Source organism: Verrucomicrobiota bacterium (assembly GCA_027622555.1).
Taxonomy (GTDB): domain Bacteria; phylum Verrucomicrobiota; class Verrucomicrobiia; order Opitutales; family UBA2995; genus UBA2995.
The window spans coordinates 1-23,452 of the sequence record JAQBYJ010000052.1 but is presented as its reverse complement, the minus strand read 5'-3'; the positions used below and the strand labels follow the sequence as shown (position 1 = coordinate 23,452).

The following is a 23,452-nucleotide window of genomic DNA, read 5'->3' as shown; positions in this document are numbered from 1 at the left end:
TTCAGCGTGTTTGTAATCTGACAGACCAGTCGATCTCTTCTGCCACATCTCCCAAGCGTCCACCTTCGCTGCGCCCCTGAAACTCATTGGATGCAAATATCGGCGCATGGGGCATATTATGAGCCAGGTATAGAAAAAAGGGCTGTTCCTTGTTCTCTGTTATCCACTGAACTGCCTCTTCTTTAGGATGACAGTCTTTATAGGAAGGCAGGACTTCAATGTTCATTCCCTGAACGTCCGAATTCTCTGTCCCGCCAATCTTGGCCTTACCCGGTTGAGTCAAATCTTTGTCATTCCTCAACAAGGCGATCAGCTTTTCCTAGGATGATTACCCAATCTCTTCACTCCAAAGGCTTTTTCTATATTTCCTGATTGTGTTTTCCAAACTGCATTTACTCATCTTATGATGCCATACTAAAACGAATGCATAAATAATATTCCCTGGCTTTTTAAGCCGGAATTTTGTGATAATATTTAGTACAATATAGGGGTATGACATCTCATTGAATAGTATAAACATGCGCATAAGGTTCAGGGTTTTGTTGTAGTAATTTGAATTGACCCCCTTCCATTACATTTGTATTATTTTTAAAAAAATCCTCATCATGAATGCAGCTCTTAGCTTTTTTAAGACTTCTTGTCTTCGTTTAAAACCTACTTTTTAAATTGTAGTCATAATCGCTAGCCTGTTTCCGGTTTGGATCCAAGCTGTCGACGAATGGACGCAGGTCGCGGCCAACCAATTCGATACCAACATTAATGCTGTTACATTTGGTGGAGATCAATTCGTTGCAGTTGGTTTTGGTGGTCTTGTGGCCACTTCACCGGATGGTGTCGTTTGGACAGCACGCACCCATGGAAATTTCGCCGAGTATACCGGAATCGCCTATGGAAATGGCAGGTTTGTAGCGGTAGGGAAGGACACCCCAATCCTCAGCTCCACCGACGGAATCACCTGGGAGGCGGCAGCGGTAGGAACCGGCGAAACCATTTATGGTGTATTTTACGGTAATGGACTCTTTGTAGTTACGGGCACGTTTGGAGCTATATGGACTTCTGCGGATGGACAGACATTCACGAGGCGGGAAAGATTCAATTCCGCGCGCTTGAACGCTGCGACCTATGGAAACAGCCTATTTGTGGCCGTAGGTCATGGCGGTGATATTCTGACGTCACCAGATGCGATAACCTGGACTCTCCTTCCGGATCAAACAAACGATGCCCTGGTATCCGTCACCTACGGCAATGGAGTTTTCGTGGCATCCAGCTTAAATGGAACTGTTCTTACTTCATCCAATGGTACTACTTGGACCGAACAAAATCTCGCTGGAGGATTTAAAGCACTATATGGAGTAGCCTGGGGAAATGGTCAGTTTGTCGCTGTAGGAGATATAGCAGGATTCGGCTCGCCAAACGGATCAGAACTGTGGTCATCCGCAGATGGTTCGAATTGGGTTCGCCAGACAAACACTATTAAGAATGATCAATTTTTTGGTGTCACTTTCGATGGAGAACGCTTTGTGGTTGTAGGTACGGGAGGCACTATTTTGCGGTCCAATGTGGTCGCACCGCCACCGATTGAGATTGTTTTGAAAAATATTCGGCTCGAGGAAAATAGTTTTCGTTTTGAGTTTAACAGCAAAATTGGAACCCAGTATGAAGTTCAGCATTCTGCAAATCTAGATGAATGGTTGACCTCATTATCTCTAGAAGCATCTGAAGAAGAGATTTCTTTTTCAGACTCTGTTGCAAATATAGACGGGCGTTTTTACCGGGTGTTAGTGCCTTAGTTTAAAAAATGTGAGGTGATAAAGAAATGCATTTTATAACTTTGTTTTCCATCACCTAAAATAGGTCTATTTTGTTATAGAACCAAAGAATTCAACAATGAGGAATTTGTTCGTTTAGCTTCATAATATGGAAACAAAGTCTTTTTCTTTTAAATGCAATTACTGCAGAATTTTGTCACATAAATTAACAATTAGTTGCTCGGTTATTTTATTAATACTTTTAGCTGCATTCAGTGATTCTTTTCTCATCGGGCAACAGGCAGACACGCAGATTAAGATCGAGCTCTTGACGGAAGAATCCATCGAGTTGACCTGGCCGGTATCCCCTGAGGAATACGAGCTGGACACTTCGACTGAACTCACAACTGCAAGCTGGTCCAAGGTGAATCAGCAAATTCAAACCGGAGGAAATCAGAATCGCATTGAACTAGATTATTACGGTGAATCACGATTTTTCCGTCTTCGAGAAGTAGAACCCAAATTACTGGGGATTACCAGTTCTTCTCCATCCAGTAGAGATGCCAGTGTCGCCGTGACCCGGGAAACGGTCGTGCGGTTTTCGCGTCCGCTTCATCCTGACTCAGTGGTCACATCGGCGCATTTCTTCGCTCGTGCCGGTGGAGACGATTTACCCGCCCGGATTCATCTGTCGGCCGACCGTCGTTCTGTAACTTTATTCTATGCTGAAAATCTACCAGGCAATGCTCGCGTGGATGTGGTGTTTAACGGCACTGGCTTGAAAGACGATTTGGGACGCATTATCGACGCAGATGGTGATGGACAACCGGGTGGTTCAATTGAATTTCAATTCAACACCCTTGGCCTACAGCCACTGGAAGGAACGGCGGTTGTAGGTAACGTCTACGCCTCAGAACTGGGTGCAGGAAATGGGGAAACCGTCGACACGCCTTTGGAAGGAGTAACCATTTTCCTCGACGGCTTGGAGCAAACCATCAACACCACTACGGACTCCGAAGGTTATTTCAAACTTGAACCGGTTCCGGCTGGAGAATTCTTTGTCCATATTTATGGACGTACCGCGGTGGGCAGCGATTACCCTGATGGTGCCTATTATGCCACGGTTGGTAAGTCTTGGAATTCTGTTCCTGGGCGTGACGACAACCTGGCCGGAGGAACGGGTAACATTTATCTACCGCTTATCTACGGTAATAGCCTGCACGCAGTGTCCGAAACAGAGGATACAGAGATCACGTTTACAGACGATATCATTCAAGACTTCCCTGAATTAGATGGCGTATCCATCACTGTTCCAGCCGGCGCACTTTTCGATCAGGACGGAACTCGTGGAGGCATGGTGGGCATCGCCCCGGTCGCACCTGATCGACTCCCTGAGCCACTTCCAGATGGCCTAAACTTTCCGCTGGTTATAACCGTGCAAACGAACGACCGGGAAAATTTCGATATCCCGGTTCCAGTCAGATTTCCAAATCTTCCTGATTCTGTAACGGGAGAGACCTTATCGCCCGGAGCCAAGACTGCTCTCTGGAGTTTCAATCACGATACTGGTTATTGGGAATCGGTTGGCATGATGACTATCTCAGCAGATGGCTTATATGCGGTAAGCGATCCTGGCTCCGGTATTCTCGCTCCGGGTTGGCATGGAGTTGGAAGCGGATCAGGAGGAGGAGGCCCTCGACCAAGAAAGAAAAAAGATCCAGAGCCGGAAGATCCATTTCCCGATAGAGAAGATGACGACCCCGATGATTGTACTAAAGAGATCATTTGCACTGAAATTGTGAGCGAACGTAATTTAGCTCATTGCCTGCTCGAATGTACAGGTAACGTACTCGACCAAATATTTGGAGACGATAAGACAGAAAGGTCTCCTATGGAATTGGGGTTATGCACTGGGAATGCCCTAACCTGTAAGGATCAATGGGAGACATTGGAAGAGGTTGTCGATAGTGACCGGTGGGACAACTCCCTAACATCAGATCAAACGAGTTGCATGGACGAGTGTATGACACCCACGGCTGCGACCTTCCCTGTGATAGTCCCTTGCGAAGGCTTTTTCGATCCTTGTCCAGAGATGCTGGTTTTCTCCCCAACCGAAATGGCATTTCTCCAATCAGCAGGGGTTGTTTTCGGGTTAGAAGAACTTGAAACTCAAATTTTACCCGATTGGATAGCGGAACAGAAGGCGATCTGGAAAGCAGAAGCTGATTATTTTTCACTCGTTTTCGGTACTCCTAAAATAGCTCAAACCGATCCGCTCGAGCTGGAATTATTGCGAGCCTTCTTTAACCGCTTTGGTGAAATAACCAGCTCGGATTCCGAAGAAGGGATAATTATCAGTACCTCTGAAAGGACCGGACTGTTAGAATTGCCAAGAGTATCACAATTCAGTGATCCCGAGTGGATGACACTATTAGAACGGATGGAATTGATGAGAAATAACGCTTTGCCTCCTGAAGAGTATGATGAAGCTGCAATCAAGGCAGCGGCTGAGTATGCTAATGATGTTACTCAGCTTTTAATTAACAGAGGATGGGAACGCAGGGAAGATGGTTTGATTTTTGGTTTGGCAAGGCTCTCCTTAGAGCTTGCTCCAGAGGTTGGAAGCGAGGAGTTTCCTGCTAGAGGACATCACTACTTAATTCGCAGCTTTGATTCAGGTTTTGATCGCCGAGGTCGGCTCAGCTCTAATGGTTCTATAGAAGGAGTTATATTTGCCCCAAATGAATACCACATGATTGCTTATGTGGATCCGGTCACATTAAACGTGGGGGCCGCGACCTTTTTCTCAAATTCAACGGGAAATACTACTATTATTCCTACCGCTCCGCTTATTCCTTCCTCATCGAATGATTCGGATAATGACGGTCTAAGTGACATCGCTGAACAAGTGATAGGAACTTTGGCCAATAATCCTGACACAGATGCTGATGGGGTGTCTGATGGTATAGAAGTACAAATGGGCTCAGACCCTTTGGATGGAATCCCTGTTTCAACCGGAATCATCGCGTCGATTGGTACCACTGATGAAACTACTGATGTGGTTGTTGAAGGAAACATAGCCGTGGTCGCAGACGGCGAAAACGGGATTAAACTGATAGATGTTAGCAACTTCTTTTCCCCGATCGTTCTTTCTGAATTTCCACTTCCAGGAACTGCGAAACACGTGGCAATCTCTGGCAACCATGTGATCGTTGGATTGGGGAATCAGCAGTTGGCTTTTGTTGATATTTCAAATCCAAGCGAGCCTATCATTTCTCAAGTGACGAAAGTACCTGGTGACGTAAAATTCACTGTTACACAAGGAAACTACGGCTACGTCAGTATGGGTCTACTAAACAGCCAATACCACCTTATTAAATATGACCTTGAGCTTGGCACCGAAATCTGGAGGTGGACTACAGAATTACCATTGGGCGATATTGCTCTATCCCGTGGTATAGTATACGCGCTTTCTACTATCTCACTCGAAATTTTGGAAGACTCGCTTAACAACCCAACAGAGGTTGTTTCCTTCCCAGTTGAAGCGCCATCTTCGCAAAGGGTAAATGGTCGAACCCTATTTGTGGGGGGAGATTATGCCTACATTGGTTATAACACGGGCTATTCCATACTTGATGTGAGTAATCCCTCCCAACCGATCCTGGTGGGAGAACCTCAACAACCCCAACCGCCTATGGTTGATATTGTCGCATCTGGTTCAGGTCTCATTTTTAGTTCAAATATAATTTCTCTAGGAAATCCGAGACTCACGCTTGGAGTTTATAATGTAAGCGATCCAACAAATGTGAATAGTCTTGTGACTCAAATTGTTACACCGGGAGTACCTCTCGCAATTCAGCAGCACAGGGGAGTTATTTTAGTGGCTGATTCCCAAGCTGGCTTGCAAATTGTCAATTTCATCAGTCCTGATTTGGCAGGCGTCGCACCCGAAGTCTCCTTGGAAGCCGGATTCAGTTTAAACCCTGCAGAAGCTCAAAGTAATAGTGAGACCTGGATAGGGATTAACGCTGCCGATGATGTTCAGGTGAGGGACGTTGAGCTATACATAGATGGTGCAGCCACAGCTTCGTATACAAACTTTCCTTACAATTTTAATTTTATCACACCACAATTAACCCAGAGTAAAACCAATTTTACAGTACAAGCTAAAGCAACGGATATGGCAGGCTCATTTACCTGGACTGACTTAATCGAAGTAGACCTTATCGATACACTGCCACCTCAGTTTTCTGAAATGGAACCGGATAATGGATCTGTGCTGCAAACCGAAATCTTATCTACAATTTCAGTGAGGTTCAATGAACAGCCCAACACTGAAACTATCAATGGGCAATCGTTTCGCTTGTTTGAAGCTGGACCTGATGAAACACTAAATACGCCTGATGATGTGTTGATCAATAGTGTGATTGATTTTGATGCGAATTCTTTAATAGCAACATTATCCCCTTCCGGTGCGCTTGAGGCCGGTCTCTACCGTGTGAGCCTCTCAACCGAGGTATCAGATGTATTTGGCAATTCTTTAACTGAAGCCTTAGTATGGGAATTTGAAGTCAGGGATCCGAACGAGTGGATAAATGGTGCTGGAGGATCCTGGGCAGTGGGTGGAAACTGGTCCAACGGAAGCATAAAAGGTCAGGACAATCTGATAATAGATATTCCGAATGAGGACGCGCCGACACAAATTTCTTCGGGAACTTTTTCAATTACCAGCCTTCTTTCCGAAGAAGATTTTACTCTTACAGTGGGGACACTGAACGTCGCAGAAGAAGCGACCATCAATGGTAATTTTACCTGGACCTCTCAAAGCGCGCTAGGCGGTGGTGGTACAACCATGGCCAATGGTGGTATGTTAATTGATGGACTTAATAGTCACCTCCTTAATGACCATTGGTTGGTTAACAATGGATTGGCACAGTGGACCAATGGGGCTATTTACTTAGGGCACAGTCAGTCACTATTTATGAATTCGACTGGGGCCACATTGGAGCTTCTGAATGAAAGTTACACGGTGATAGGGGATAGCGGCAATTTCGATCCCTTAGGTGTCATTAATGATGGGGCTTTAATCAAGAACAGCGAAAGCGGACTGCGCATTGCGAATCTTAGTTTCGAAAATAACGGAACGATCGACGTAAAGCTAGGTGAACTTGAAATCTTCGGCGGCGGATACTTTGGTGAGGGATCCATAGTGGTGCGAACTGGAGCAACGCTGCATTTTAGTACCGGACTATTTAGTGATTTCGCAGGCAGCATTCTGGGAGGCTCACTGATGTTGGAAGAAGCTGGAACCCTTAAGCTAGTAGAAGGTTTTGTATCTTCCTTAGGATCGGATATCGCGGGAGATGGTGATGTAGTCCTGAAAATAGCACAATCCAAGGGGGTGGAAATTTTTGGAAATTACGACGTCGGTACCACATCTTTTGAAGGCGGACCCGCTGCTTTCCATTCGTTGGCGAAATCAAACTCTGCTCAGATAATCCATCCATCGGTGGAATTGGTCGGCGCCGGGATCTTCGAATCAACCAGCGATTTCCTGTGGACAACAGGCAAAATGGCCGGAAGAGGCACGACTCGAATCCGAGGGACGCTCAGGATGGAATTTAATCAGGAATTCAGCGACCGGGCTCTGAGGTTAGAAAACCGGACATTGGAGATTATTGGAGAAGCCATTGGATCTCCAGGCGTTTCGATTGAACCCAAGGCTTCAACGACCTCCCGCATCCATGTGTTGCCTGGCGCTGTTTGGCGACAAACAGATGACTTCGGAATTGAAGGAGATTCGACGGGTGAAGACTGGTTGTTCACCAATGATGGTTCTTTTATCAAGGAAGGGGCGCTCAATGGCGAATTCAACATACACTTTCTCAATTCTGGTCTAATTGAAATTAAAGAAGGCACCTTGCTGATTGTGGGTGATTTCCAACAAACGGCGGGCGAAATCCGGCTCTCAGAATCGAATCTCCAAGCTTGGTCATTGAATGGCGGTGTTCGCCTTCAGGGTGGGTCCATCACCGGTACTGGTGAGTTCGGGTTTCATCAGTTCTCTACCTTTTCTGATGTTGAAAATTCTGGAGGAGCAATAAGCCCTGGTGACAATGCCAATTCGGGAACTGTTACCATAAAGGGCGAGTATATGCAGAGTGGTTCCGGCAGCATTGCCATCGACATTTTCGGCCTGCCAGAGGAAGCAGGACCGGACAAAGTGACCGTGTCTCGTGGTGCGGTACTCGGTGGTATCCTAGAGATTCGTATCGCCGAAGGGTTCGTTCCTGCAATCGGTGCCAGCTACACAATATTAGATGGAACATCCCGTACCGGCGAGTTCGGTACAGTAACAGGTCTGGAAATCTCAGCGGACCGGAAGTTCGAGGTCGTCTATACCGCGACAGCCGTTCAAATTAATGTAGTTTCAATACCTTAGTCTCCGCTGATTATATTGTAGTATTCAAATCGCTTTATTTCTGATTACGTTATGATATCATGCACCACGTTTCCGAAGACATCGGTCAGTCGGAAGTCGCGTCCTTCATGGCGAAAGGTGAGGCGTTTGTGGTCCATGCCTAGCAGGTGTAAAATGGTGGCGTGAAGGTCGTGCATGTGCACCTGGTTTTGGACTGCGTATTGGCCGAACTCGTCGGTTTCTCCGTAAATGAGTCCTGGTCGGACCCCGCCCCCGGCAAGCCAAACCGTGAAACCGGTTGGATTATGATCGCGGCCATCACCGTTCTTCTGGGCGTAAGGAGTTCTTCCAAATTCGCCGCCCCACCAGACCAAAGTATCTTGCAATAATCCACGTTGCTTGAGGTCGGTCAAAAGGCCTGAAATGGGTTTATCAACCGCCAGGGCATGCTCCTTGTGTTTGGGCATGTCGTTGTGCTGATCCCAGGCGGGGTTGTTGGAATTGTCGCTGTAATTGACCTGAATAAATCGAACTCCCGACTCTGCCATGCGACGAGCCATCAAGCATTGGCGGCCGTAATCGTCTGTCGGCTCTTCGTCGATGCCATACAGTTTTTTGGTAGCTTCCGTTTCTTTGGACATATCCAACACTTCCGGTGCGTTGGATTGCATGCGCCAAGCCAACTCGTAGGAGTTGATGACCGCTTCCAGTTCGGTATTTCCGGGCAAGCTCTTTTTGCGCTCGTGGTGCATGGCCTGAAGCAGCTCGAATTGACGCCTTTGTTGGTCGGATGAAAGGGTTTCGTTTTTGAGATTCTTGATGCCAATATCGGTGGCCTTCATTCCGGCACGGCCAATGGCGGTTCCCTGATACGATGCTGGAAGAAATGCGTTTCCATAGTTGCGCGGACCTCCGTTACCCATCGATGGACTGAGGCTTACAAATCCCGGCATGTCCTGACTTTCGGTACCTAGGCCGTAGTTTACCCACGATCCCATGGAGGGACGAATAAGATTAGTAGAACCCGTGTGGAGAAAGAGAGTCGCGGGACCGTGAGCGACTCCTTCCGTCTGCATGGATCGGATGATGCAATAGTCGTCTGTGTGTTTCGCCATGTGAGGAAACAACTCAGAAACCCAGGCACCGTTCTGGCCGCGTTGTTTAAAATCCCAAAGCGGTTTCATCACGCGTTGATTGGAGCCCATTCCGGTTTTTGCCAAAATGCGCTGGTCGGTAAAATCGAGCATGCGGCCATCGTCCTTATACAACAGTGGCTTATAGTCATAGCTGTCGACTTGGCTAACTCCGCCAGCCATGAAAAGAAAGATTACCCGTTTGGCCTTGGGAATAATATGGGGGATTTTTGGGAGTAGGGGGTTGCTGATACCCGCCGCGGCGGCTTGCTGGGCGATGCCGGCTGCGGCCATATAACCAAATCCACAAGCCATGTGACGTAGGGCGTCGCGGCGCGAAATGGAATGAACTGGTTGAGTTTCGGACATGCTTAATTCAAATAGCGGAAATCAAAGGAGCCAAATAACGATTGAAAGACTGAGGCCCACTCTGTGACTGATTCGGTGGAAAGTCCATCTTTTAGAAATTCACTGATGAGTTTGCGTTCCTGATCGGTAGGTGGACGCCCTAATGTTTGTCGGTAAGCCACATCAACGCGTTCACTCGGATTCTCCACGCTTTTTAATAAGGATTCCGCGGCCAATTTGGATTGTTCCAGAACAAAAGGATTGTTGAGCATATACAGGGCCTGAAGAGCTACCGTGCTGGTGTTGCGTTTCCCGAGTGAGAAATTGACATTGCCGAAATCGAATAGCTCGAAGAGTTCGTGACGTTGCACCCGGAATGCCGGTGTGTAAACGCTGCGGCGATTATCCTGGAAGTCATAGTTATACTCAATCATTTGGGCGGCAGTACTGTTGGCATTGATTTCTCCGGCTCCTACAATGTTGGGCCCGAACATCTGAAGGTCTAGATTCCCATTTACCGCAAGAATCGCATCTCGCAATTGTTCTGCGTCCAATCGACGAATGGGATAGGACGTAAGGAGGCGATTATTGGGGTCCTTCTTTTTTGCCTCCTCATTGATGTTGGAAGATAACTGCCAGGTTCGGGATAGCAGAATTTCTTTTATGATCGCTTTAATAGACCATTCATTTTCCTGCAACCGGACGGCCAGATAATCGAGCAACTCGGCGTGCGAAGGTAATTCGCCTGTCGTACCCAAATTGTCGACACTTCGCACTATACCGGTTCCAAACAACCAGCTCCAAATCCGATTGGCCATAACCCGGGAGCTTAAAGGATTGTCCGGACTAATGACCCATTCCGCCAGTTCCAAACGACCGCTCGTATTCGGAGGTATGGTCGGAACCGCACCCAGGCTGGCCACTTGCAGGAATCCTCGGGGTACGAAATCGCCTTTGTTCTTTTCTACACCCCGGATGCGAATGGCAGAATCGGTTGGTTCAGGATCCTCTTTGACCGTCATTGCCAATGGACGTGCTTTTAGCATTTCGGTCAAAGGTTTGAGTTCTTTGTCCAGGCCCTTAATGTCCTGTTTCAATGCGTCAAGGTAAGCTGTTCTTTCTGGACTCCCAATACTCGTATCATCCTCGATCAAAAACCATTGAACTGCGTCCGCGATCACATGTCCGTCGGTTCCTTCATTTGATATTCGGACAAAACTGATTTCGTTTTTTTCGAATGCATATTCTCCGAGGGAATGAAAGCGGCCATACTCCGTAGGTGCTTGTCGCTGATTCACCAAAACCGTCGTTTCGCCTTTTGAATGACCGATCGTCACGGGAGTTTTCGTGGAACGGTTGTTTGCTTCTGCGTAGGCCAAGCGGACAAGATAACTACCTGAAACTGGAATGGTGGTCTTGAAGGTGAGTGTTTTTTCGCCCTTCAACTTATCGCCATCATGGTAATAACCTTCGCCCAAATAATTTTGTGAGTATTGCGAAAACAACCATTCGCCCTGATGTTCTGCGGCTTCGTCATCCACGACCAGTCCGGGAATGAGATTAGTCGATTTTGGTAAACCTGGTTGAGGTGGCTTCACACTGTCTTGGGTGAGGACTTTTAACTCAGCCTTTTTGAGATTCAGTGGCAGTTGAAGCTTCGCAACGCTGGCTTCTGCTTTAGATAATTCTTCTGCAGCGACGCCTTCGAGGAGTAGGGGAGTATCAACCCAACGAGCCACATTGTCCGTGTAATTATATAGCGTTCGGGTACTTTTGAATATTCCGGCCATAGCATAGTAGTCTGAAGTAGGTACCGGATCAAATTTGTGGTCGTGGCAACGGGCGCAGCCGAGAGTCATTCCCATAAAGGCCTTTCCTACGGTGTCGATTTGTTCATCGATGACGTCGAAGCGAAGGAGTTGTTTATCCTGAAGTTCGTAATTGGTCGGGCCGAGGGCAAGAAACGCGGTGGCAGTTAGCTGTCGACTTCTCTGACCTGGCGATTCGTAAGGAAGCAAGTCTCCCGCAAGCTGTTCCCGAATCATTTGGTCGTAAGGCATGTCATCGTTGAATGCCTGAATCACATAATCACGATACCGCCAGGCGTCCTTAAAAAGAAGGGTACGACCACCGCCGCTTGATTCCGCAAAACGGGCAACATCTAACCAATGGCGGCCCCACCGTTCTCCAAAGTGAGGAGAAGCCAACAGCTCATCGACCAGAAGTTCCCTTGCATTCACACGGGTGTCGGCAACAAAGGTGTCGATTTGATCAGGCGTTGGAGGAAGGCCGATCAAAGTATAATACAACCTACGGACTAACTCTTCTTTGGTCGCATCCGCTACGGGCTTAATTCCTTTCTTTTCTTGCGTAGCTAAAATAAACTGGTCGATGGATCCATTCGGCCAAGAATTGTTCTGAACTTTTGGGGCAACCGGTTTGCGGATGGCTTTAAATGACCAATGATCTTTCCCGCTTTCATAGTTCGGCAAGGCCTTACGATTGCTTGGTCCGGATCTTGGGTCAACTGCGCCAGACTGTATCCAGATGTTCAGGTCGGTGATAGAATCTTTAGGTAATTTTAAAGTTGGATGATTCTTGCGCTCGATAGCTGCCACCAAGGAACTTGATTTTGCATTTCCGGGAATAATAACAGGACCTGAAGCGCCGCCCGCTTGCCAACCGTGCTTTGAGTCGAGCCTAAGCCCGCCCTCCTGTTTCGCCGAACCATGACACTGTATGCAGTTGTCCAGGAACAAAGGTCTGATTCTTTTTTCAAAATGATCTATTTCCTCGGAAGCTGAGGCTGATTTTTCAATCACCACGAGAAACCCTATAACAAGGCAACAAGGGAATAATAAGAACTTCTTAGAGAAACGGATCATAGGGTAAATGCCTCCTCAAAAAAGCTAAGAGACTTTATTTTGTCGAGGTTATTTGAGGTGAGGTGACCGGAGGAAGTGGTCAGACCACAAACGTCAATCTCTTGGATCCAGCTGAGAGTATTACATTGAAATACGCTACATCTCGGTTTGAATGGGAGGTATGCAAATCACCACTCGTATTCAGACCGCCTTGGCAATTGCCACAATTACCGCACTATCATTCCTTTCCACTGCAACGGCTAATCACCATGCCTCGCAACTTGAGCCGGGATTTAAAAGCCTCTTTAACGGCAAGGACCTAACAGGATGGACGGGGAATCCAAAGCTTTGGTCGGTGGAAAATGGAGCGATAACCGGAAAGACAGGTGAGGCGCCGCACAACAAACTCACTCACAACACCTTTCTCGTTTACACCGGAGGATCGGTGGACGATTTCGAACTTCGTTTGAAGTACCGCATCGAAAATGGCAATTCTGGCATTCAGTACAGAAGCAAGATTTTGAGTGAAGGAGAATTCGGTCCCATCGTAGGTGGCTACCAGGCCGACTTCGAAGCAGGCACCAAGTATTCCGGCATTCTTTATGAAGAAAAAGGTCGGGCCATACTCGCACTCAGGGGACAAGCCACCAAGATTCTTACCAATCCCGAAAACAACAAAAAACCCATCGTTCAAGTTCTCGGTTCACTGGGAGACACAGATGACATTCAAACCGTAATCAAATCCGAAGAGTGGAATGATTACACCATCATCGCCAACGGCAATCAGCTCACTCATATCATCAACGATCGTGTGACAGTTTCGGTAGTCGATGAAGACATGACTGGCAGTTCGAAGTCCGGGGTTCTCGCTTTACAAATTCACGTGGGTCCGGTCATGACCGTTCAGTTCAAGGATATTCAGATTCGCGAGATAAAATAGAAGGGTTGCCGCCTGCTACCAAGTCCCCACACCACCATCTGGCACCCGGCGATCAACTCCGCCTTCAAGTAGTCCTTCCTCGATCCTATGGATGATGACTTCAGCGGATCCCTGATTTGAGCGTTCTTTCAACGTATGACCACGTCGTTCAAGTTCCTTCAGGGTGTCGGGGGAGAATCCATGAGTTTCATAGGAAACCTGATCTGGCATCCATTGGTGGTGAATTCGACCCGCGTCTACTGCAGCTTGTGCGTTCATTTCGTGATCAATTACATTGAGTATCGTTTGCATGACGGTATTAATGATCGTTCTACCTCCAGGGGTTCCAGTGACCATGAATAGTTCTCCATCTTTTTCCAGAATGGTGGGAGTCATACTGCTGAGCATGCGTTTGCCCGGCTCGGCCAAATTGGCCGGTGTTCCGATTAACCCTTGGTCGTCCGTCAGACCCGGGCCCGCATTAAAGTCGCCCATTTCGTTGTTCAGTAGAAATCCGGCTCCAGGCACAACAATTCCTGAACCGTATCCGAACTCCAACGTATAAGTAAGAGAAACGGCATTGCGCTCTTTATCAACGACGGAGAAGTGGGTGGTTTCTTCGCTTTCCTTTGATTGCCTGGACTGTTCAGGCGATGACACGGAAGCATGACTCATTTCGATACTGCTTCCAAGTTGTGCTGCGTAACGCTTGGATAACAACCGTTCCAAAGGCATGTCACTGGTGAAGTCGGGATCCCCCAGGTATTTTGCGCGGTCTTCATATGCCCGGCGCATCGCCTCTGTCATAAGGTGCAGCGTATCCGCAGAACCGAACCCCGTCTCCTTCAAGTTGAAGGCCTCCAACATGTTTAGCATTTCCACCAGCGTAGTTCCACCGGAACTAGGCGGAGGCATGGAGATGATCTTGTATCCCCGATAGCTTCCTTGCACAGGACTTCGTTTCTTCGGCTCATAGCTGGCAAGATCTTCCAGCGTGATCAGGCCGTCATTCGCCTCCATCTCAGCGACCAGCAGTTCTGCGGTTTCCCCCTTATAAAAACCATCCGGACCTTTGCTTGCGATGCGCTTGAGGGAGTCGGCGAGGTCAGGTTGTTTCCAGATTTCTCCGGCTTCATAAGGAACCCCGTGGCGTGTAAACTTCGCTAAAGATGCAGGGTATTTCGACATACGAGGAAGTACCCCTTTAATCGAAGCCGACAGCTCATGCGTTACAACAATACCTTTTTGGGCCAGGTCTATCGCGGGTTTAACTAAATCTCTCCACGGAAGTTTTCCGTGCTCCTGCCAGGCAAGGTAAAGACCTGCCACCGTTCCTGGAATACCCACCGACCAGTAGCTATGGTGATGTTTCTTTGGATCGTAAACACCATCGACCAGCCACATTTCGGGAAAGGATGCCTTGGGGGCCATTTCTCGAAAATCATAACAAATGGGTTCGCCTTGATCAGGTCGATAAACAAGAAAACCTCCACCTCCGATATTTCCTGCGGTTGGATGCGTAACAGCCAAAGCGAAAGCGGTAGCAACTGCTGAGTCGATGGCATTGCCACCACGCGTCATAATCTCGATACCCACTTCAGAGGCCTGGTCGTTTGCAGAAACCACCATGCCATTGCTAGCTATGGTGGCCGCATTGGCTCCAAGAAGGAGTTTAGGTGTTAATACGCATGTGAACCATAAACACAGGCTAATAACCTTATTTAGTTTCATCAGATGAAATTCTTTAATGTACTGGTGCTAATTTCGAAGGATACCTGCGCTCTGCATTCCATTCGCCAAGATAGATGGCACCGTCACTGTCGTTATTCAGACGCACCAAACGACGAAATAAAACAGATTGAGAAGATATTGTTTTCGAGGTCATACTTTTTCGATTTATTCTATCCGATACTTCATGACCATTTCTGATTGAGCTTGGATGGCCATTTTTATGTATTTTTCCATGGGAATGCCGGAGACTTCCTCGATCGATTGTTCAATGATTTCTCTACCGTTGGCAGTTTTCTTAAGGCTGGTCAGTTTGTCCCGTAAGGTATTCACAAATTTATCAGTATATCGCATATAGGCATCTAGTACGATAAAACGGGCGCCACCGGGGTTATCAAATTTGATCGAGAACTTCGGATTCCTGGACTTGCCTGCTCCTTGACGTTTTTCGCCCGTGAGCCAGTTTAACAGATCAAGGTCTTCCCCTAAAATATTCCGGGAGTGTTCAAATTTTTGATAAGCTTCCAGTGAATAGATCTCCTTTGTTCCATGACGTTTGATGGTTATCATATCGTTTAGAAGATTACAAAGAACCGGGTCAAACCATTCGCGATCTGAGATTTTATATCGCCTGCCTTTGAAATGCCTGAGCAACTCATTTCCAAATCCTCCTCTGAATCTGTTCTCGCGTCGTGCCATCCAACTAAATGGATCGTAGATGTGAGTGAGGTTTTTTATATAGATTTGTTGTAACCGCTTAACTTGCTCTTCCTTGGGTTCGTTTGACGAAACAATAATGGGGTAGGTTAGTTTTACATCCTTGAATGCATTTGGAACAACTTGAGCAGAAAGCCCCCGATCCAGGATATGGAATCCTTCCTGCGTATCCAGGTTTAGACCTTGTTCCTTTAACACATTGATTGGCTGCCCGTATTTTTTGCCATTCTTACTAATGGTTCGATGGCTGACTCTCCATTCTGTTGTTACCCGTCTTTCCCAGATTTCTTTCGTTTCGTTATACCTGATATCAGTGGCGAACTTTGACGTGGGCATGGACGGCAGGTTTCGGTTCAACCTATCCAAATCCCAGGCAACCAGTGCTTCGATTTTGAAAAATGGATCCTGGCTCAGTCTTTGAACAATGGCGATTTCGCGTCTTAACCAGTTATCATGATTCACCTTAAAATGGGTAATACCAAACGATTCAGCCAGTTCAGTTAGTTCACTTACAAATGCTTTCCCGTCTTCCAAACGAAAGTTGAGGTGATTAATTTCGTAAACAAGTAACTTCTTATGAAATCCCAGGAGCAGCAGATTGAACGTGTCCGCAAAGTCGAGTACCACATCGTTGGTGCCTTCATATTTTTCACCGGTGTGGCCATCTATGATGTCCACGTCCGCCTCATAGACGACGAAAGGTTTCAGCTCGAAAACCTCCCCTCCAATTTTCAGTGGATCTTCCTTTGCAGCCGAAAGCGATTGTCCGCTTATCGTCAGAAGGAGTAGGGCGAAGGAACCTAAAAATGATCGGAGTTTAGTAGGAGTAGGTAACATGGTGATAGTGTTCGAAAAAACCAACGCCTGTTTGTGCCAGACGATTATTGACCATCCCCTGCAATCAAACGATAGAACTGTCGAGAATCTTCTGTAAATGGTGCAATGATTTCATAACGATTTTCACCCAATTCGGTGACTGTGATTTCAGGAATGTCGTGCCAAACGAGTAAACCGGTCAAGTCTGTAGTTTCAGCACGAATTTCTGCACCTAATCCTTCAGGGGTTAATAGAATAATTCTAACGGTATCGTTCGTCAGCTTCTCCATCAACTCAACCCGAATTCCCGAGTCGGCGACTATCGTAGTTGTTTCAACCAAAGGATCTTTATCTTCACGTAGACCGGCTCCATCCGTAGCTATACTATAAAACGAGTAGCTTCGACCGGACGTTCCGGTAAAGACTGGATTAGGTACATCTACCGCTCCCCGCCATAGGAAGAAAGGACCTCCATCAATTGACTGGTAAATGGTCCAGTATTCCACGCCTGAGCCTCCTGGATCTGAACCAGTTAGGATGATCGGGAAAGAAGCCGATTGTGAGACCGCCGGGCTGCTGGCAGAGCTCGTTGGCTTTTCCAGATCGATTGTGTGCACCACCTCAGGGGTGAGGATGGATTCGTTCAAATCAAAGATAATATCAGCAATATTCTCGAATTTCGTACCTTGCGGAAGATCAGGCTTCTGCTTAACGTCGTAACGGACAAATCCCTGACCATTTCCACTCTCGTCTTCAACCTGAAGAAATCCATCAAAGGCCCCGAATGGTGTTATTCCTGTCGCCGGATCTATGGAATCGAATATGATGGTTATGTCTCCAGTGTTTCGATCAAAAGCACCCGTTACGCGCACAATGAGCGGAGAACCATCCGAATTCTGATAGTCCACATCTATCTGGAAATTCTGCGTATTCGCCGGAACGGACTTCGAAACATCAGCCCACCCAAACTCACGGAAAACAAATGTATCAAAATCGTAATCTGGATCGAGTGTGTCGGTGATTGTCACACGTTGGGCTGCTGCCGTAGCTCCCTCTTCAGGATCGTTCTCAAAACGAATTGTATAGGGAATCACTTGATTTGCTTCGATCCAACCTTCCTGTCCAAAGGAACTCAGACCAAACTTGTCGTTCGGGTCATTGGACCCAGTTGTACTAACCTTCTTTCGTTTGCGCTCTCGCGCGTCATCGACGGCAACTTTCGGTACTCTGGCATCAGGTATACCATCGGTCCCTTGTTCTTCAAGGACCTTGCAACATTCCATATCCAGCTCGATTTGCTTATTCAGATTGAAGATATCTGAAAACGATTGATTCTCAGATTCGGGAAAATCGTAACTCTGTTCAGCGATAGGTTGAATCACACTATTCGTAGCATTGTCATCAACCGGCGTAAAGAATGACACATTCAAAGCCGTTGGGATACTCCAATTTCCGTTCGTCAGCGTCGAGTAAGTGAGTTCCTCAATGCGTTCCTCTGGACCGACTGCGCCATCCAACATTGAAAACTCAGACCATATGGCCATAGGAACTTCCCCAACCGAACTCAGTGCAGCATTTGAAGCAACCGGCGCTTTGGTTAGTTTCTTGGATGGCAACCAAAATAAATTGGCCGAATCCCACATTTGGACATGAAGCAGCCCCTCTTTCAAATTGCTTTCAACCCACGTTGTGAAAACATCGCCATTGGGCAATCGGTGTACTTTCAACCTGTTCGCGGTGCCTGGTATGGAGCCCAATTGCTGCTGAGTAGTCCAACCTGTATCCGTTTTCCGAATATAGCAAAGATCTGCGTCTTCATAAGCAGCCATCGCCTCCGATACATCAGAGTTAGCGTCAAATCCCGTCATGTCAGCATGCGCAAATACCAGAAGCAACTGCCCATTCGAATCCTCCACAGCCCTTACTTCTCGATTAGCACCTGTGGTAGGCAAAACCATCGGAGCCGTCCAGGCATCATCGACAAATTCAGACATAAGAATATCATTGGTAAGATCTGATCCGGAAACTGCTTTCTCCCGTATCCAGAAAGCGTATGTCTCACCCGATGACATAGTGATGAGAGCTGGTCTACTTTCGTCTTCGAAATCGTTCATTACATCCGCAAGGAGCGAACTAATACCAGAAGCACTGTAATCTGCATTCGTACCAGGCTTGGCTGTAAGTGTGACTGTTTCTTCAATTTGCCATCCATCAGGGGTAATGATTGTCCGTGTGAGACTATTTCCGTCTGCATGATAGGTAACGAAGGCACCATCTTCAAACTCAGGGGTCACTCCATCACTTCGCTTAACCGTTAGTGCCCCACTTCTTATATCATACTTAACCGAATAAACTCGAGTCCACCATCCTACTTTTGCTCCCAAAGAACCATTGATTGATAGGTCCTGTAATCCAAATCCAGCTGGATTTTTAGTCTTTGGATCAATGGCACTATCATAACCTACGGCGATGTTTCCTGTGAGAGATCCGGAAATTTCCACAAAGTCACCTAAAGCTTTGCCAGTGAAGTATCCGCCAATGCCGCCCGCAAGGGTAACTTTGCCATCCGTAGGAAGTATTTGTGGTGTTGCCCATTCAAATTCTCCACCAAAGACACCATCTATTGCAATACCCACATAAATCTCAGCCAATGGCGGAGCGTAGACGGTCAAATTTGGAAGAGCTATTCTCGCTTGAATCGCCAAGCCTAACGAAGCCGTTAACTTGTCGAACTCATATTCACACGTTTTAGGATTGGTCGTCCAAACACCGCCAATTCGTGCTTTTCCAGCAACCGTTAGGCCCTTGCCTGAGCCACCAACCTTTTTCTTTTCGGCCTCATTCAGTTGCTCGTTGGGGCTTCGATCTAATGCATCTAGCGCATCACTGAAAAACCCAACAGCCACATCCACTCCAGCAGCAACTTTTGCTTCTTTTAGATTCGCTTCACCTTCGACCACACCCTTAAGCAAAAACGAATGAGTTCCGAATTTTCGAGTGAGCCACTTCGCCTGACTTTTCGAACTACTCTTTTTGAACTCAAACCCCAATTCAATTGCTTCGTTGAAAAATTTACACGCAGCGTCATCAGCAGAGGCGAGTGGTTCCCAAATAGGAAGCTGTTGGCCGTTCTCATCAAAGAACGCAGGTTCAGGTAAATAGAACTCTATGGTCTCGTTCAACTTAGCTTGCGGAGGCGGATCTGATACGTTCGACACTAATTGAAGAGGTTCGCCGAGAAGATCAGATTCCAAAGGACCGGTTCGGTAATACAAATCCGTATCGTCCTCCTGATTAGCTACATCACCGCCGGTCCACAACACGATGGGCTCGCCATCAGCTGTAAGCACTGAGTCAAAGCTACTAAAAGCAGCATCGTCGCTGAATGCATACTCAACCGGCTCATGGCGAATCCAACCACCCTCTCCATCTGGAAGACTCAAGGCAACCAGCAGTTGAACATCATTAGGGTCCACGGGAACATCTATATCGCTACTCAAATTCCGTCCCGCCCTCTCATGGAGTACTATAATCGCAGGGCCCCCATCGTAGAGTGTCGGCGAATAGACAGGCACAGGATTCGTTCCGGCGCCTACTATCTCTGGTTCGGTCCATGCGTTATTTTCATACCGCGTTGTGAAAACGAGATTCCTCCTAACAAAAAATAGATGGGGGACGTCTTCGACCTGCAAGAAGCTCAAATGCCGGTATTCGGAGAGATCGTCCGGTCCCGAATCATCACCCAGATCGGGTAACACGAAGGTATTATTATCTGAAACTTGACCACCATGAACAACAACTGTGTTTGGGCTGCTTCCATAACCGTCAGTAACTACCACATACTCATCTCCAGGAAGCCCTTCCGTCAAAAACTCTCCTTTCGAATTAGTGGTACCCTCATAAGACCTTCCTTCTTCAGAGTCTGTACTAACAACTCTCACTGTTGCGTTGCCAATAGGTTGACCTGCACTATCCTGCACAACGCCACCTATAGAATTGCTCCCGAAGCCAGTTACGTGGCGGTCATAAATATTTTGAAGAAGAAACTCGAGGTCTGTTTCAACCACTCCCAGCTCAGCTAACCGGGCAGCTTCGTCACTGGCAGCTCGATGATTTTCAGCGATTGTATTACCAATGATATCGAGGAATTCATCGTGATAGATGGAATCCTCGTTGACATTGCTGATATTGGAACGCTCACCGTTAACTGCGATTGCCGCCAGGTCCTGAATTATTATGTCACCGGGGTTATTTCGCTCAATCCCAAGGTAATAAACAGTTGTGACAATCGTCTCACCAGTCGCGATCATACCTGGAGTTCCAGTCTCGGAAGATGGGATTAAAAATAGACTATTACGGCCTTCCCGAACTGGACTGGTAGAATACAATCCACCCGGTTGAAAATCCGCGAACTCGCTGGCAAAATTGAGAAGAACGGGAATATCCTGACCGTGCGGGTTTGTTAAACTTACTTCAATTTTAAACGGAACTAATGGCGTGAGTCTTATAACATCAGGGGTGTTTAATGAGATAGTAGGTAACAACGCGTCATCCACAGGGGCTCCCTGAATAAGGGTTACTCCGGACACTAAAACCACCGAATCATCAGTCCGAGAAACAATCACATCATAGTTCCCCAGTTTCTCATCTTGGAATGAGAACGCCGCAGTCAGGCAACCAGAATTCCGAAATATGGTCCGCGTAGTATCAATAACCGGATCACCGTCAACGTGACGAATTGATACCCGATCTCCCTTTTGGAAAGCAGCGCCTTTCACAACGATCGTAACCGGCCCGTTATTTCCGACCTGGGACGGCAGCAACTCAGTAATGGAAAAGGGTTTTACGCTTGTAACAACCGAGACGTTGTTTGGTTCGGGACCCGGGTCATCAACGGTTATAAGAATATAGACCATACCCTTACCAGTTATGGGAACTTGTACCGTCGCCGTCTCGCCCGGAAGCCCATCCGCCTTGGCGGCATTTTCAAACACCGTCGGGATACCATCTACCTGGGCCAGCAACTCGATTCTGGCTTTCGGACCCGTAGCACTTACCTCGACACAAATGTCGTTCCCGATCTCAGTAGACGCATCGATTCTGAAAAGCTGGGATGTACGCTGCCCCGCCGCAAATGTTAGCGAAGCAATTTCGGTAACGGCACGTGACTGAACTTCTAGGTCGAAAGCGTTGGAGGAAGTACCCGTGTTGTTTGCATTCTGATACTCTAGTTGCTCTCCTCGGTCATCAGTTCGAATTATCAGGTGGTAAGAACCGTCCACCAATGGCGGTATAAACGTAACGATAGAATGGGTATAAGAAGCGCCAGGTGCCAATGTGGAAGGACGAGCTGAAGAACCCGCCAAGGAGTCTCCGATTTCCCAGCTACGATTCCTCGAGAAGTAGAGTGAGTCCACCCAGTTTCCAAGCGCAGCCGATGCCCCTTCATTCGTCACTTTGTATTCAACTTTCACTGACTGATTGGGAGAGTATAATGGATCCGCAAGCAGTTCGCTTAAAGAAAAGAACTTTCCGCTGGTGGTGATAAATGTAATTGAAGAACCATCTACGGTCAGATCTGGATTCAGTGTGGGATCCGAAGAGCCCAATTGTTCAATCGCACCTATATCTGCGTAGCTGGGATTCCCAACGCCAGTGTCGGTTACCGCGGGATCATCAAAACGTGGAAAGCCATTAAAATCCAACCCATCGGCTAACGAACCGTTCGCTGCATCCACAAGCGGTGAATCCGTATCTGGATTGAAATTATCACCACCGGCATCCACAAACATGGGATCGACTATTAGATCACCCACGCTGTCCGCCAAGGTAATCTCCTTAAATCCGTCTTCACTATAAAAAAGTCCAAGACTGGCATTCGGGCCGTGAAAAACATTATTTCTACTGATCAAACTCTCAGTTTCTATATTATTATTTGATTTTTTAATGAGGCTTTCCGTAGCACCAGCCAGAACACTGTTTACCAAAGCATAATGAGCATAAGCCGGGGAAATAGAGGTTTTACCCCCATGAATTGTGACGTTTCTGAGAGTCGCGCCACCCGTTCTATCACCATAGGAATAGATTCCCTGATTTTCAAAATCATAAATTAGGCTGTTGGATATATCCCAGTTTTGAGGATCCCTCAGGACCAACGCGTCACCTTTGGCATCGTGAATATGAAGTCCCGTAAATGATTTTAATTCTGATTCCTCCCCCATATTGATGTATAGGGAAGCGTACCCAACTCCATTAATAACGCCCGAACCGATACTTCCAGCGAACCGTATCTCTACATTGTTAAATTGAGTTTTAGGATTTAGAACTCGGATACCATTCCAATCTCCTGGTGCAGGGGAAGTTTCATTTCCGTCCCCGTTGGTATCGCCACCAATGGTGTCGTCCAACTCTGAGGTAAATATAATGGGATTACCCGGTTCCCCATTCAATATAAAATGTCCGTTACCATCCAGCCATTCCCTATAAAATCCACTTGAGGATAGGGGCATCTTGATAATCGTACCTGGAAGGACAGTAATCGAGCCGCCCAATACTGCAGAGCCCGCTGTTGTTTTCACAACTACAATGGGTGTATGACCCAACACAGTGGGGTGCTTCGTGCCTCCACCCAAAAGACGAGTGATGTTATTCGGCACATTGTCACCCACTTCTAAGTTGTTTAATGAGTAATCTAGTACCCTGTACCATCTATAAATTCGGATAAAGGCGAGTCAGTTTGATTCGGGCTTTTTCGTTGG

General features: G+C 47.1%; 9 protein-coding genes. 3 read left to right on the top strand and 6 right to left on the bottom strand.

The genetic code is table 11. The annotated features are described in order from the left end of the window. Position 1: 1 nt before the first annotated feature. The gene (locus O3C43_14190; GenBank protein ID MDA1067642.1) at positions 2-226 is read right to left on the bottom strand and encodes a sulfatase-like hydrolase/transferase; all 225 of its coding nucleotides are present in this window, start codon (positions 224-226) and stop codon (positions 2-4) included. A 586-nt stretch (positions 227-812) separates the two neighbouring features. Here O3C43_14190 and O3C43_14185 point away from each other — a divergent pair. Together O3C43_14185 and O3C43_14180 are read left to right on the top strand one after the other, a co-directional pair. After that, positions 813-1,790, top strand: a complete 978-nt coding sequence (locus O3C43_14185; protein ID MDA1067641.1) for a cell wall-binding protein — start codon at positions 813-815, stop codon at positions 1,788-1,790. Between the two features lie 172 nt (positions 1,791-1,962). Then, positions 1,963-8,190, top strand: coding sequence for an Ig-like domain-containing protein (locus O3C43_14180; GenBank protein MDA1067640.1), 6,228 nt, complete (start codon positions 1,963-1,965; stop codon positions 8,188-8,190). A gap of 44 nt (positions 8,191-8,234) precedes the next feature. On the opposite strand, the gene O3C43_14175 is transcribed toward O3C43_14180, so the two are convergent. Then, positions 8,235-9,671 (bottom strand): DUF1501 domain-containing protein, encoded by a 1,437-nt coding sequence (locus O3C43_14175; GenBank protein MDA1067639.1) that lies wholly within the window; start codon positions 9,669-9,671, stop codon positions 8,235-8,237. A 2-nt stretch (positions 9,672-9,673) separates the two neighbouring features. Then, positions 9,674-12,535: a DUF1553 domain-containing protein gene (locus O3C43_14170; protein MDA1067638.1), complete on the bottom strand. Its 2,862-nt coding sequence runs from the start codon at positions 12,533-12,535 to the stop codon at positions 9,674-9,676. A gap of 160 nt (positions 12,536-12,695) precedes the next feature. Here O3C43_14170 and O3C43_14165 point away from each other — a divergent pair, with 160 nt between their 5' ends. Continuing rightward, complete coding sequence (locus tag O3C43_14165; protein MDA1067637.1) at positions 12,696-13,454, top strand: DUF1080 domain-containing protein; 759 nt, start codon at positions 12,696-12,698, stop codon at positions 13,452-13,454. 15 nt (positions 13,455-13,469) lie between these two features. Here the strand turns inward: O3C43_14165 and ggt are convergent, their stop codons facing one another. From ggt to O3C43_14150, 3 genes are all read right to left on the bottom strand, one after another. Beyond that, on the bottom strand, positions 13,470-15,164 hold the full coding sequence (gene ggt, locus O3C43_14160) for a gamma-glutamyltransferase (GenBank protein ID MDA1067636.1): 1,695 nt from the start codon (positions 15,162-15,164) through the stop codon (positions 13,470-13,472). Positions 15,165-15,329: 165 nt separating this feature from the next. Beyond that, positions 15,330-16,715: a hypothetical protein gene (locus O3C43_14155; protein MDA1067635.1), complete on the bottom strand. Its 1,386-nt coding sequence runs from the start codon at positions 16,713-16,715 to the stop codon at positions 15,330-15,332. A 44-nt stretch (positions 16,716-16,759) separates the two neighbouring features. Beyond that, positions 16,760-23,350: a carboxypeptidase regulatory-like domain-containing protein gene (locus tag O3C43_14150; GenBank protein MDA1067634.1), complete on the bottom strand. Its 6,591-nt coding sequence runs from the start codon at positions 23,348-23,350 to the stop codon at positions 16,760-16,762. Positions 23,351-23,452: the final 102 nt, after the last annotated feature.

Coding starts and splice junctions, on each gene's coding strand:
- O3C43_14190 (MDA1067642.1), bottom strand. CDS start 226: ATGAACATTGAAGTCCTGCCTTCCTATAAAGACTGTCATCCTAAAGAA.
- O3C43_14175 (MDA1067639.1), bottom strand. CDS start 9,671: ATGTCCGAAACTCAACCAGTTCATTCCATTTCGCGCCGCGACGCCCTA.
- O3C43_14165 (MDA1067637.1), top strand. CDS start 12,696: ATGCAAATCACCACTCGTATTCAGACCGCCTTGGCAATTGCCACAATT.
- O3C43_14155 (MDA1067635.1), bottom strand. CDS start 16,715: ATGTTACCTACTCCTACTAAACTCCGATCATTTTTAGGTTCCTTCGCC.
- ggt (MDA1067636.1), bottom strand. CDS start 15,164: ATGAAACTAAATAAGGTTATTAGCCTGTGTTTATGGTTCACATGCGTA.
- O3C43_14170 (MDA1067638.1), bottom strand. CDS start 12,535: ATGATCCGTTTCTCTAAGAAGTTCTTATTATTCCCTTGTTGCCTTGTT.